This is a genomic window from Lactobacillus sp. ESL0263, assembly GCF_003692845.1.
In the GTDB taxonomy this organism is placed as follows: domain Bacteria; phylum Bacillota; class Bacilli; order Lactobacillales; family Lactobacillaceae; genus Lactobacillus; species Lactobacillus apis.
The window spans coordinates 1-12118 of sequence record NZ_REHL01000004.1; the positions used below are offsets into that span (position 1 = coordinate 1).

Sequence of the window (12118 nt, forward strand, 5' to 3'; positions counted from 1 at the left end):
AAAAAAGTACGGTGGCAATAGCAAGAAGGAAACACCTGTAACCATGCCGAACACAGCAGTTAAGCTTCTTCACGCCGAGAGTAGTTGGTGGGAGACTGCCTGCGAGGGTAGGACGCTGCCGTGCTTTATGGAGGATTAGCTCAGCTGGGAGAGCATCTGCCTTACAAGCAGGAGGTCACAGGTTCGAGCCCTGTATCCTCCATACCGAGTCGTTAGCTCAGTCGGTAGAGCATCTGACTTTTAATCAGAGGGTCGACGGTTCAAGCCCGTCACGACTCATGGCCCCATTTTGCGGGTGTGGCGGAATTGGCAGACGCGCTAGATTTAGGTTCTAGTGTTTTCGGACGTGTGGGTTCAAGTCCCACCACCCGTATTCGCCAAATTTTATTAATACCATATTTACATTTTTGCCGATTTAGCTCAGTTGGTAGAGCATCTGTCTTGTAAACAGGGGGTCGTACGTTCAAATCGTATAATCGGCATTCATAATTATGCGGAAGTAGTTCAGTGGTAGAACATCACCTTGCCATGGTGGGGGTCGCGGGTTCGAATCCCGTCTTCCGCTTTCATTACATGCCGGGGTGGCGGAATTGGCAGACGCACGGGACTTAAAATCCCGCGGTTGGTTTCAACCGTACCGGTTCGACTCCGGTCCTCGGCATCTAATGATGCGCCCTTAGCGCAACTGGATAGAGTGTCTGACTACGAATCAGAAGGTTGAAGGTTCAAATCCTTCAGGGCGCATATCCCGGGAAGTGGCTCAGTTTGGTAGAGCACCTGGTTTGGGACCAGGGGGTCGCAGGTTCGAATCCTGTCTTCCCGATTTGTAATTGAATGACGATTACATTTTGTTGGCGGTGTAGCTCAGCTGGCTAGAGCGTCCGGTTCATACCCGGGAGGTCGAGGGTTCGATCCCCCCCGCCGCTATTTGCTAGAGCTCGGACCTTTAGCTCAGTTGGTTAGAGCAGACGGCTCATAACCGTCCTGTCGTAGGTTCGAGTCCTACAAGGTCCATTAAACTGGGTTTTGTACATTTATTTATTATTATAATCGCGGGATGGAGCAGTCTGGTAGCTCGTCGGGCTCATAACCCGAAGGCCGGTGGTTCAAATCCACCTCCCGCAATATGGTCCATTGGAGCAGTGGTTTATCTCGTCTCCCTGTCACGGAGAAGATCATCAGTTCAAATCTGATATGGACCGTTAAATGGCTCGGTAGCTCAGTCGGTAGAGCAAAGGATTGAAGCTCCTTGTGTCGGCGGTTCGATTCCGTCCCGCGCCATTTTTTTATTATCAAAGTTTTGCGGGTATGGTTTAGTGGTAAAACGAAAGCCTTCCAAGCTTTAGTCGCGAGTCCGATTCTCGTTACCCGCTTTTGGGGCCTATAGCTCAGCTGGTTAGAGCGCACGCCTGATAAGCGTGAGGTCGATGGTTCAAGTCCATTTAGGCCCATAATAAAATAATGGAGACTTACTCAAGTGGCTGAAGAGGCGCCCCTGCTAAGGGTGTAGATCGGGTTATTCCGGTGCGAGAGTTCGAATCCCTCAGTCTCCGTATTGTATAAAAGACTATTGATTAATGTCAGTAGTCTTTTTTTGTGTTTTATAAAGTGCTGCTAAATTTTTTAACGTATGGCTACGATCATAGCTATCTTTTAGTGACACTAGTCGCAGCAAATGTGAGAATATCTAAGAGTGAATAGGCTAATCACATACTTAGGGTAGGAATTTTAATTGGAAAAAATAGGGGGGCTCATTTGTCATTACATTTTTTTAAAATGTACTCGAAAAGATATCTTACCGCTAGTAGTGGATGATTAATGTAGCTGTTAATAACTTATTAAAAAACGTAATTTCAATAAGTTAAGAGATATTTGAATACATGGTTTGATGATAACAATTAACGTTTAGTTTGAGCGAATTTCTCTTTTCCGCTATAGAATGCCGGAAAGAAACTTACTGGAAGTAAGAATAAAGTCTAGGGAGACTAAGAGAAGTGTGGAATATTCAATTTTTTAACAAAAAAACTTGCAAGATGATGTAGAATCCTGTATTATTAATAGCGTTGTGATTGACAGAACTGAGAGTTCTCAAGTAATAACGAATAAAAAAAGTAGTTGACTTTAACAAACAAATTCGGTATTATAATTAAGCGTCTTATGACGTTAGACAACAATTCGACCCGTTGGTCAAGTGGTTAAGACATCGCCCTTTCACGGCGGTAACATGGGTTCAAATCCCGTACGGGTCATTACCACATTTTATGGTATATTTACATTTGGAGGATTACCCAAGTGGCTTAAGGGGACGGTTTTGAAAACCGTTAGACGGTCTTGCCGTGCGTGGGTTCAAATCCCACATCCTCCTTTAATAATAATCGCGGGATGGAGCAGTCTGGTAGCTCGTCGGGCTCATAACCCGAAGGCCGGTGGTTCAAATCCACCTCCCGCAATATGGTCCATTGGAGCAGTGGTTTATCTCGTCTCCCTGTCACGGAGAAGATCATCAGTTCAAATCTGATATGGACCGTAGGATGGCTCGGTAGCTCAGTTGGTAGAGCAAAGGATTGAAGCTCCTTGTGTCGGCGGTTCGATTCCGTCCCGCGCCATCAGCCTGGAGGAGTAGCGAAGTGGCTAAACGCGGCGGTCTGTAAAACCGCTCTCTCTGAGTTCGGCGGTTCGAATCCACCCTCCTCCATAATAGGGATATCGTATAAAGGTAGTACATCGGTCTCCAAAACCGCTAGTGTGGGTTCAATTCCTACTATCCCTGTTAAAACTTCATGGCGGAATTGGTGAAGGGGTTAACACACCGGTTTGTGGATCCGGCATACATGGGTTCGAATCCCATATTCCGCCCTAGCATTGGGATATAGCCAAGCGGTAAGGCACTAGACTTTGACTCTATTATGCGCTGGTTCGAATCCAGCTATCCCAATCTATTATGAGAATATTCAATGGCGGTGTAGCCAAGTGGTAAGGCAGAGGTCTGCAAAACCTTAATCGTCGGTTCAAATCCGATCCCCGCCTTTAAAGGTTCAGTCCATTGAACTATTATTTTTTGTTTTACTATGGCGGTGTGGCGGAATTGGCAGACGCGCCAGACTCAAAATCTGGTGTCCGTTTAGGACGTATCGGTTCGACCCCGATCACCGCTATTATATGGCAGCTTCTTACTAGAAGCTGCTTTTCTTTTATATTTTTTTGCTTTTGTTTTTATAAAAATTGCACATGCAGGGTGTAATCTTTATAATACCTTTTATGGAGGTATTCAAATGAATATTGGTATTTTTACCGATACGTATTTTCCGCAAATTAGTGGTGTAGCAACATCAATCAAAACATTAAAGGATGCCCTTGAAAAACAGGGACATAATGTTTTTATTTTTACGACTACTGATCCACATGTACAAAAGGGAGCAGTTGAAGCAAATGTTTTTCGCTTCAGTAGTGTACCGTTTATTTCTTTTACTGATCGACGTGTAGCTTTTAGAGGCTTTTTTGAAGCAACTAAGGTTGCTCGTGAAGTAAAACTTGATATTGTTCACACGCAGACGGAGTTTGCACTGGGAATGATTGGGAAATATGTTGCGCATCAATTAAAAATTCCGGCCATTCACACGTATCATACGATGTATGAAGACTATTTACATTATGTGCTCAATGGTCATCTTTTGCGCCCATACCATGTTAAGCAATTTACCAATGTCTACCTCAAAAATATGGATGGCGTTATTGCCCCTAGCGAGCGCGTAGAAAAGCTTTTAAAGCGCTATAAGGTAACTATCCCTATGAAGGTAATTCCAACGGGAGTGGACATTGAGAGCCTAAATCAGCCTATTACTAACGACGTTCGTCACGATTTAGGAATTGAACCGGACGCACAAGTACTTTTGACCCTAAGCAGAATTGCTGGAGAAAAGAAAATTAACCGGATATTGAATGTTTTGCCGGAAATTGTAGATGAATTTCCAAAAGTATGTTTAGTAATTGCAGGCGACGGTCCTGATTTAGAAGTCCTACAAGAACAGGTTGAGCGTTTGACACTAGAAGATAATGTCATTTTTGCAGGAGATGTTCCTCATGAAGATGTTGGTTCATTCTACAAAATGGCAGACTTATTTGTTTCTGCTAGTGATACTGAAACACAAGGACTAACTTATATTGAAGCTCTTGCTTCTGGCACCAAATGCGTCGTTTATGATACTGATTACACTGAGCGCGTATTTGATGATAAATGCTTTGGTGAAGTTTTTACGCGACCAAGTGAGATGCGTGATGAAATTTTAGATTACTTAAGAGAAGGTTCAAGCGAAATTCCAGCTGATAAGCTAGCTAAGAAGTTAGATCAAATTTCCGCTAAACGTTTTGGTAGTGATGTTCATCAATTTTATGAAGAGGTAATTGAAAATTACCAAGAGGATCTCGAAGAAGAGGATACCAATGATTAGAATCAATATGTTTTCGCAAGCTGATTCAGTTAAAGGACAGGGAGTCGGTTCTGCCTACAATGAATTAATTAGCTTATTAAGAACGCATTTAGTAGAAGAATTTTATGTTACGAATAATAAGTATGGTCGAAGTGATTTAACGCACTATCATACAATTAACCCAACTTATTATGCTAATAGTTTTTCTCCAGCACGTGGGCGAAAAATTGGTTATGTTCACTTTCTACCTGAAACACTTGAAGGCTCAATCAAGTTACCCGCTCCAGCTAAAAAAGTCTTTTATAATTACGTAATAGACTTCTATAAGCGAATGGACCAAATCGTTGTCGTTAATCCTATTTTTATTGATAAATTAGTTAAGTATGGCATTAGACGCGAAAAGGTAAAATATATTCCTAACTTCGTTTCAAAAGAAGAGTTTTATCCTGAACAGCAGGCTGAAAAAAATGCCTTTCGAAATCAATTGGGAATTCCATTAGATAAATTTGTTGTTTTTGGTGACGGTCAAGTTCAAGCTAGAAAAGGTGTCGATGACTTTGCAAAGATGGCTGAAGCGAATCCGGAAATTCAGTTCATCTGGGCTGGTGGCTTTTCTTTTGGAAAAATTACGGATGGTTACGATCACTTTAAAGAGCTAGTTGATAATCCGCCACAAAACCTGATTTTTACAGGAATAATTGATCGGCAAAAATTAGTTGATTATTTAAATATTGCAGATTTATTCGTTTTACCATCTTTTGATGAACTATTTCCGATGTCAGTTCTTGAAGCTTTTAGCTGTGGTACGCCGGTGCTACTGAGAGATCTTGATTTATATAAAGCAATTATCGATGGCTACTACATGAAGGGCGAAAACTTTGAGGAAATGAATGAGCAACTGCGTCGAGTAGCGTATGATAAGACAATGCTAAATAAGTACGCTAACTTATCAAATATGGCCAGTGAAAAATATTCAGAAGATAATTTAGCCAAGATTTGGAATGATTTTTATCATGAGCAATATGAAATTGGCAGAAGACTAGGACAAATTCACTAATGAATAAGAAACATTTATGGGGCATTGCCATTGTTTTACTAATCAGCTGCGGTGTATTGTACGTTGATCTTAAGGACACTCCAGTTACGCAGCTGGCTAATGCAGCTCATGGAATTAATTACGGTGCGTTAATTTTAGTATTTGCATTGATGATACTTTCTTATGTGTTTGAAGCAAGCATTTTAGCAGTTTTAGCTCATCGCAAAGACGAACCAAAACGTTCAAAATGGTCCTTTTTTCGAATTCCTATCATTCAGGCTCTGTTCAATGCTATTACGCCAATGTCAACTGGCGGGCAGCCTTCTCAGCTTGCAGCAATGGTTCAAATGGGAATTGAGGGTGGCCGAGCAACATCGCTTCTTTTAATGAAGTTCATTATTTATCAAATCGTGGTTTTTCTCGCTTATGTGGTAACAATAATCACAGGCTTTAAGATGGTTGCAACAAAGTTTGCTGGTCTGGCATTCTTTATTGGAATTGGCTTTTTAATTCATGTGAGCTCGATTGTCTTTTTATTAGCTATTTTATTTGCCTATAACTGGACCAAAAAAGCTGCCAATTGGATAATGGATTTATTAGCAAAGTTTATTTCAACAGATCGCGTTGAAGTATGGCGAAAAAATACAGTTGATAAAATTGATACTTTCTATACTGAAAGTCAAAAACTCAAGCGTGAGAAAAAGAAATTGTTTCTTAGCGGGCTTTTGACTATTTTACAGCTTTTGTGTTTTTACTCAGTTCCTTACATGGTATTAGTTACCTTAGGTGTGCCTGCAAGTTGGGCAAGTGTAACGCAAATGAACATTATGATTATCATGTTTATGGCAATTATTCCAATTCCTGGAGCTTCTGGTGGAGCTGAATACAGCTTTCAGACTTTGTTTGCGACTTTTGTTTCTTCAAAAGGAGCGCTAGTTTTGGGGATGTTCTTATGGCGATTTGTAACCTACTTCTTAGGAATGATTCTGGGAATTTTTGGTTGGATTTTTAAGCCGAAGAAAATCACTAATACACCAAATGATTAATTTTTACTAAAACCACTATGCATAATTGGCCTAAAGGGTACTATATTATCATAGTGAGAGGAGAATGGAATGACACGGATTAAGTCTTTCTTTCAATGGTTAGTTACTAATAAGCTAGGTTTTTTCACCATTGTCTTGATAACGTTTTGGCTAAAAACGTATTTGATTTATTTAACTAAATTCAATCTCGGTGCAGTCGGAGCGATGCAAAACTTTCTTTTGTTCATTAACCCACTGCCTGCTGCACTATTGCTACTAGGGATAGGTCTTTTCTTCAAAGGACGAAAATCATATTGGATTATTATTGCAATTGATCTAATCCTTAGTACATGGTTATTTGCGAATATTTTATATTACCGTGAATTTTCAAATTTTTTGTCACTTTCAATTATTAAGACGTCTGGTTCAACTGCAGATAATCTAGGTAAAAGTATTGTTGGCATAACAAAAATAAGTGATTTTTCAACTTTTCTTGATGTAGCAGTCATTATAGGTTTGATGGCAAGTAAAGTTATCAAATACGATTTAAGGCCTTTAAAACTGAAATTTAATCTTTTACTTGAAGGATTAGCCGTGGCTTTGATTGGTGTTAATCTGATGATGGCGCAAAAGGATCGTTCAGGACTTTTGACTAGGACGTTTGATAACAGCTATATTGTTAAGTATCTAGGGATGAATCAATATGCTGTGTATGATGCCTTTAAAACCGCGCAAACAAGTGAACAGATGGCCAAGGCAAATGTTTCAGATTTAAGTTCTGTTAAAAAGTACTTGAAGGTTAATTATGTTAAACCTAATCCTGAATATACCGGTGTAGCTAAAGGTAAAAACGTAATTGTAATTCACTTGGAGAGTTTCCAACAGTTTTTGATTGGCTATAAATGGAAGGGTAAGGAAGTAACACCTAACCTAAATAAGCTGTATCATTCGAAGAATACTTTGAGTTTCTCCAATTTCTATAACCAGGTTGGACAAGGTAAGACTTCTGACGCTGAAATGATGCTAGAGAACTCTTTATATGGGCTGCAATCAGGTTCAGCAATGTCGAGTTATGGTACTTCAAACACATTTGAAAGTGCACCAGCAATTTTAAATCAAACTGGAGGTTATACTACTGCTGTAATGCACGGTGGTGCAGGATCATTTTGGAACCGAAATAATGCCTATAAGCAATTCGGCTACCATTACTTTATGCCACTGTCTTATTACGAGAACAAGCCAAAGTACTATATTGGTTACGGTCTAAAGGATAAAATCTTTTTATCGCAATCAATCAAGTACATCGAGCGTTTGCCTCAACCGTTTTATCTTAAGTTAATTACTGTCACTAATCATTATCCATATGATTTGGATAAAAAGAATCAGTCAATTGATCCAACTGACACTGGGGATGAAACTGTTGACGGTTATGTTCAAACGGCGCATTATCTGGATCAGGCAATTGGTGAATTTTTACAATGGATGAAGAAAACTGGTCTTGATAAGAAGACAATACTTGTTCTTTATGGTGACCACTATGGTATTTCTGGAAATCACCATAAGGCCAGTGCCGAATTACTTAAGCAAGAAGAGTTCACAAATTTTGACAATTTGAAGTTTCAACGAGTACCATTAATGTTCCATATGAAGGGACTAAAAGGTGGCATAAAGGACACCTATGGCGGCGAAATAGATGTTTTACCAACGTTGTTAAACTTGCTTGGCATTAACGACAAGGACACTATTCAATTCGGGCACGATTTGCTTAGCTCAAAGGCCCCTCAGATTGTTGCCCAGCGTAATGGTGACTTTATTACTCCTGAATATGCTAAGGTGGGCGGTACCTATTACTACACCAAAACCGGTGAAGAGATTGAGAAACCAGACAAAAAGCTTAAGACTAAGCTGGTAGCAATTTCAAATAAGGTAACTACTCAATTGTCATTGTCTGATCGTGTCATTGCGGGTGATTTGCTACGTTTTTATAAGCCTAAAGGCTTCAAAAAAGTAAATCCACATGATTATGACTATAATGAAAAAAAGGCGCTTAAACAGCTATACTCTTCTAAAACTAAAACGTCTTTGTGGTATCAAAATCACAAGAAAACAACTCAGAAGCAGTTCAAAACTGATGCGCCAGAGTTAGAAAAATAAAAGCTCGAAATAAAACATATTTTGTGCTAAAATTTATCAGTAATCGTATCTGTATATTGGAGGCAGCGTATTGTACAATTTATTTATGACGCTACTAATTATTGTTTCAATTTTAATTATCATTGCAACAATGATGCAGCCGCAGAAGCAACAAGATGCATTAAATGCCTTATCCGGCGGTGCAGTATTTAGTGGTCAAACGAAGAAACGTGGTTTTGAAGCATTTATGGAGAAAGTGACATCAGTATTACTAGCTCTCTTTTTCATTTTTGCTATTGTATTAGCTTATTTGTCTTCAAAATAGTAATGGTTCCTCCCGATCAAACGATGGGAGGATTTTTTTTATCTTTTTATCAAAGAATGGAGCTTAAGTGAATGGCACAGAACGAAAAAATTCTCGCTAATGTTTTAGAGATCTTTCGCCGCAACCCTAAAAAACAATATCAAGTAGAACAGATTGATCGGATGCTTAAACGAGACCGTTTAGGTAACTTTTCTGATATCGTCAAGGCTCTGTCATTTCTTGAGCAAGAAAAGAAACTTATCACGGATGGTAACGGACATTATCAACTGGCTCAAGAAAATACAATAGTCGACGGAATTTTTAAGTCTAATAGCAAAGGTTTTGGCTTTGTTAGGGTTGAAGATGAAGAGACTGATGATATTTTTGTTGCCAAAGATTATACTGCCTACGCAGTTGATGGCGATCAGGTCCGCGTGAAAATTACTGCTGGTGGCAATCCTTGGAATGGAAAAGGTCCCGAGGGACAAGTTCAGGAAATTATCGAACGTAATTTAACGTCACTAGTTGGTGAATTTCATCCAATGAGCGATGAACAGGTCAAGACTAGTCACTTTATCGGTTACGTATTAAGTACGAATAAAAAATTAGCAAATTACCGTGTTTACATTGGTGAAAACGGGCTTAAACCGCAAAAAGGTGATATGGTCAAGGTTTCAATTAGTAATTATCCTGACCAAGATAATCCTGATTCAATGACCGGTGTGGTAATTCAGGTCATTGGTAATAAGAGTTTGCCGGGCGTTGACATAATGGCAATTGTGTCAGCTCATGATGTTAAAACCGAATGGAATGAAGATGCATTAGAACAGTCAAACAATATTCCTGATCATGTTACACCAGAGGATATGGCTAATCGCGAAGATATTCGTGATCAACCAACTGTTACTATCGATGGGGACGATTCTAAGGACTTTGACGATGCTGTTGTTTTATGGCAACTGCCAAACGGAAATTATCATTTGGGAGTTCATATTGCTGATGTTGCGCATTATGTTAAAGAGAATACCCCGCTGGATAAAGAAGCATATACACGTGGTAATAGTACTTACCTAGTTGATCGCGTGATTCCGATGTTGCCGTTTCGACTTTCAAATGGTATTTGCTCATTAAATGAGGGTGTTGATCGTCTAGTACTTTCGTGTGAGATGGAATTAACTCCTGAAGGTGATCGAGTTAGCTACGATATTCATCCGTCAGTCATGCGCTCACATGGCCGTTTGACGTATAATAATGTTAACAAGGTGTTAGACCCTGACAATAATGATGAATTGGAAGAAAAGTACGTTAAGTTAGCGCCAATGTTAAAAGAAATGGCTGAATTGCATAACGCACTCTATAAAAAGCGTCATCAACGTGGTGCAATTGACTTTGAAGAGCCAGAAGCAAAAATCATTGTAGACGATCAAGGTAAACCAACCGATATTGTCTTGCATGATCGTGGTACAGCAGAAAAAATGATTGAATCTTTCATGTTGCTTGCTAACGAGACAGTTGCTGAAGCCTTCTATAAAAAGCATGTACCATTTCTTTACCGTGTGCACGAAACTCCGGACGGCGAAAGAATTAAGAGCTTCTTCGAATTTTGTAGCGCATTCGGTCTGAATATTACTGCAGATCCAAACCATGTTAAGCCACTCGATTTACAAAAGGTGGTATCAAAAACTACAGGCACTCCCGAAGAAGCCGTTGTGCAAATGATGATGTTGCGTAGCTTAAAGCAAGCTCATTATTCGGAAGAGCCACTAGGACACTTTGGTATTGCAGCTAAATTCTATACGCACTTTACTTCTCCAATCAGAAGATATTCTGATTTAATGGTGCATCGAATGATTCATGCATACGCTGAAGAGGGAACTGATAAGGAAGTCAGAGATCACTTTGCAAATTGCTTGCCTGATGTTGCAGAACAAACTTCAACACAGGAACGTGTCTCAATCGATACTGAGCGTGAAACTAATGATCTGAAGATGACCGAATATATGGCTGATCAAGTTGGTCAACATTTTGATGCAGTTGTTTCTTCTGTGACTAGCTTTGGGATGTTCATTCAATTACCTAACACTGTTGAAGGTTTAATTCATATTTCTAATTTAACTGATGATTTTTACAGTTTTAATGAAAAGAGTATGACATTAACTGGTCGCGGTACGCATAAGCAGTACCACGTTGGGATGCCAATCAAGGTAACTTTAACCAACGCAAATGTTGAACAGCACCAGCTAGACTTTGAAATTTATGACCCTAACGCACCTAAAAAGGCACACCACGATCGTGGTAACAACAATCGTCGTCGAGGAAGTCGCGGCTTTCACAATGACCACGGTCGGCGCAATAATGATAGAAATCGTAGCAATTTTCGGAAAAATGGTAATCATCCACATATAAGTAAATATAATCATTAGGACGGAAAATTGAAAAAAGAAAAGCAAGAAAATTTAATTGCTCAAAACAAAAAAGCGCATCATGACTATTTCGTTAAAGAGACATTCGAAGCAGGTATTGCATTAACTGGTACAGAAATTAAATCAGTACGTGCTAGGCGAATAAATCTTCGTGATGGTTATGTTCAAATTATTAATGGCTCTGCATACCTAGAGAATGTTCACATTAGTGAATACAAAGAAGGTAATCGTTATAATCATGAACCGCTGCGCAGAAGGCAATTACTTTTACACAAAAAAGAAATTGCTCGTTTGGCTAAGGAACAAGCAGAGCGTGGTATTGCAATAATTCCGCTCAAAGTCTATCTTAAGCATGGCTTTGCCAAGGTTCTTATTGGTGTGGGCCAGGGAAAGAAAAAGTATGACAAACGTGAAACGATTAAGAAACGTGACCAGGAACGTGAATTACGACGACAATACAAATTTTAGAAGAACAGTTTAATTGGGTAACCAATTAAACTGCTTTTTTGTTAAAAAGCTTATTTTTAGTATATAAATGGTTGTTGTTAAAAACTTGGTATTTTAGAATCAAGCATATAAGGATACATGAATACTTATTATGGATTTAAATAATAATAGTTAGCTGTTATTTAATAAAAATAAACCTTAATTTTTTTATGATATCTTTCTTGTTAAGCATTGCATTATGTATGGATATTTATTATATTATTAGTATGGATAAGAGTTATTTATGACGCAATAATAACTGAATATAGTGAAATTATGCAAAA

General features: G+C 39.1%; 7 protein-coding genes, 27 tRNA genes and 1 rRNA gene. All 35 read left to right on the forward strand.

Annotated elements, in window-relative coordinates; all coding sequences use genetic code 11:
* Nucleotides 1-7: 7 nt before the first annotated feature.
* The 35 genes from rrf (at nucleotide 8) to smpB (ending at nucleotide 11816) form a co-directional block, all read left to right on the forward strand.
* Nucleotides 8-124, forward strand: a 5S ribosomal RNA gene (rrf, locus tag F5ESL0263_RS01845).
* 5 nt (nucleotides 125-129) lie between these two features.
* Nucleotides 130-202 (forward strand) — tRNA-Val (locus F5ESL0263_RS01850).
* A gap of 4 nt (nucleotides 203-206) precedes the next feature.
* Nucleotides 207-279: transfer RNA gene (locus F5ESL0263_RS01855), tRNA-Lys, on the forward strand.
* Nucleotides 280-291: 12 nt separating this feature from the next.
* Nucleotides 292-373: transfer RNA gene (locus F5ESL0263_RS01860), tRNA-Leu, on the forward strand.
* A 36-nt stretch (nucleotides 374-409) separates the two neighbouring features.
* A tRNA-Thr gene (locus F5ESL0263_RS01865) sits at nucleotides 410-482 on the forward strand.
* 11 nt (nucleotides 483-493) lie between these two features.
* Nucleotides 494-565: transfer RNA gene (locus F5ESL0263_RS01870), tRNA-Gly, on the forward strand.
* Nucleotides 566-575: 10 nt separating this feature from the next.
* A tRNA-Leu gene (locus tag F5ESL0263_RS01875) sits at nucleotides 576-661 on the forward strand.
* Between the two features lie 9 nt (nucleotides 662-670).
* A tRNA-Arg gene (locus tag F5ESL0263_RS01880) sits at nucleotides 671-744 on the forward strand.
* A 5-nt stretch (nucleotides 745-749) separates the two neighbouring features.
* Nucleotides 750-823 (forward strand) — tRNA-Pro (locus F5ESL0263_RS01885).
* Between the two features lie 30 nt (nucleotides 824-853).
* Nucleotides 854-927, forward strand: a tRNA-Met gene (locus F5ESL0263_RS01890).
* Between the two features lie 13 nt (nucleotides 928-940).
* Nucleotides 941-1014, forward strand: a tRNA-Ile gene (locus tag F5ESL0263_RS01895).
* A gap of 37 nt (nucleotides 1015-1051) precedes the next feature.
* A tRNA-Met gene (locus F5ESL0263_RS01900) sits at nucleotides 1052-1125 on the forward strand.
* 3 nt (nucleotides 1126-1128) lie between these two features.
* A tRNA-Asp gene (locus F5ESL0263_RS01905) sits at nucleotides 1129-1202 on the forward strand.
* A gap of 6 nt (nucleotides 1203-1208) precedes the next feature.
* Nucleotides 1209-1281, forward strand: a tRNA-Phe gene (locus tag F5ESL0263_RS01910).
* Between the two features lie 21 nt (nucleotides 1282-1302).
* Nucleotides 1303-1373, forward strand: a tRNA-Gly gene (locus F5ESL0263_RS01915).
* A 4-nt stretch (nucleotides 1374-1377) separates the two neighbouring features.
* Nucleotides 1378-1451: transfer RNA gene (locus F5ESL0263_RS01920), tRNA-Ile, on the forward strand.
* 12 nt (nucleotides 1452-1463) lie between these two features.
* A tRNA-Ser gene (locus tag F5ESL0263_RS01925) sits at nucleotides 1464-1553 on the forward strand.
* Nucleotides 1554-2177: 624 nt separating this feature from the next.
* Nucleotides 2178-2249, forward strand: a tRNA-Glu gene (locus F5ESL0263_RS01930).
* A gap of 29 nt (nucleotides 2250-2278) precedes the next feature.
* Nucleotides 2279-2365: transfer RNA gene (locus F5ESL0263_RS01935), tRNA-Ser, on the forward strand.
* A gap of 11 nt (nucleotides 2366-2376) precedes the next feature.
* Nucleotides 2377-2450: transfer RNA gene (locus tag F5ESL0263_RS01940), tRNA-Met, on the forward strand.
* 3 nt (nucleotides 2451-2453) lie between these two features.
* Nucleotides 2454-2527 (forward strand) — tRNA-Asp (locus F5ESL0263_RS01945).
* 6 nt (nucleotides 2528-2533) lie between these two features.
* Nucleotides 2534-2606 (forward strand) — tRNA-Phe (locus tag F5ESL0263_RS01950).
* A gap of 7 nt (nucleotides 2607-2613) precedes the next feature.
* A tRNA-Tyr gene (locus F5ESL0263_RS01955) sits at nucleotides 2614-2695 on the forward strand.
* A 4-nt stretch (nucleotides 2696-2699) separates the two neighbouring features.
* Nucleotides 2700-2770: transfer RNA gene (locus F5ESL0263_RS01960), tRNA-Trp, on the forward strand.
* Between the two features lie 13 nt (nucleotides 2771-2783).
* Nucleotides 2784-2856 (forward strand) — tRNA-His (locus F5ESL0263_RS01965).
* Between the two features lie 7 nt (nucleotides 2857-2863).
* Nucleotides 2864-2935 (forward strand) — tRNA-Gln (locus F5ESL0263_RS01970).
* A 21-nt stretch (nucleotides 2936-2956) separates the two neighbouring features.
* Nucleotides 2957-3027, forward strand: a tRNA-Cys gene (locus F5ESL0263_RS01975).
* Between the two features lie 43 nt (nucleotides 3028-3070).
* Nucleotides 3071-3155, forward strand: a tRNA-Leu gene (locus F5ESL0263_RS01980).
* 117 nt (nucleotides 3156-3272) lie between these two features.
* A complete protein-coding gene (locus tag F5ESL0263_RS01985) occupies nucleotides 3273-4448 on the forward strand; it encodes a glycosyltransferase family 4 protein (RefSeq protein WP_122034420.1) in 1176 nt (391 codons plus the stop codon).
* Entirely contained in the window at nucleotides 4441-5484 is a 1044-nt protein-coding gene (locus F5ESL0263_RS01990; RefSeq protein WP_122034422.1) for a glycosyltransferase family 4 protein, read from the forward strand. Before F5ESL0263_RS01985 ends, F5ESL0263_RS01990 begins: the two co-directional genes overlap by 8 nt.
* Complete coding sequence (locus F5ESL0263_RS01995; protein ID WP_074425709.1) at nucleotides 5484-6509, forward strand: lysylphosphatidylglycerol synthase transmembrane domain-containing protein; 1026 nt, start codon at nucleotides 5484-5486, stop codon at nucleotides 6507-6509. The genes F5ESL0263_RS01990 and F5ESL0263_RS01995 overlap by 1 nt, the downstream gene beginning before the upstream one ends.
* A 69-nt stretch (nucleotides 6510-6578) precedes the next feature.
* Nucleotides 6579-8642: an LTA synthase family protein gene (locus F5ESL0263_RS02000; protein WP_122034424.1), complete on the forward strand. Its 2064-nt coding sequence runs from the start codon at nucleotides 6579-6581 to the stop codon at nucleotides 8640-8642.
* Between the two features lie 70 nt (nucleotides 8643-8712).
* Nucleotides 8713-8946 carry a preprotein translocase subunit SecG gene (secG, locus tag F5ESL0263_RS02005; protein ID WP_046306231.1) on the forward strand — a complete coding sequence of 78 codons (234 nt, stop codon included), beginning with the start codon at nucleotides 8713-8715 and terminating at the stop codon, nucleotides 8944-8946.
* Nucleotides 8947-9017: 71 nt separating this feature from the next.
* On the forward strand, nucleotides 9018-11348 hold the full coding sequence (rnr, locus tag F5ESL0263_RS02010) for a ribonuclease R (RefSeq protein WP_122034426.1): 2331 nt from the start codon (nucleotides 9018-9020) through the stop codon (nucleotides 11346-11348).
* A gap of 9 nt (nucleotides 11349-11357) precedes the next feature.
* Nucleotides 11358-11816 (forward strand): SsrA-binding protein SmpB, encoded by a 459-nt coding sequence (gene smpB / locus F5ESL0263_RS02015; RefSeq protein WP_074425706.1) that lies wholly within the window; start codon nucleotides 11358-11360, stop codon nucleotides 11814-11816.
* Nucleotides 11817-12118: the final 302 nt, after the last annotated feature.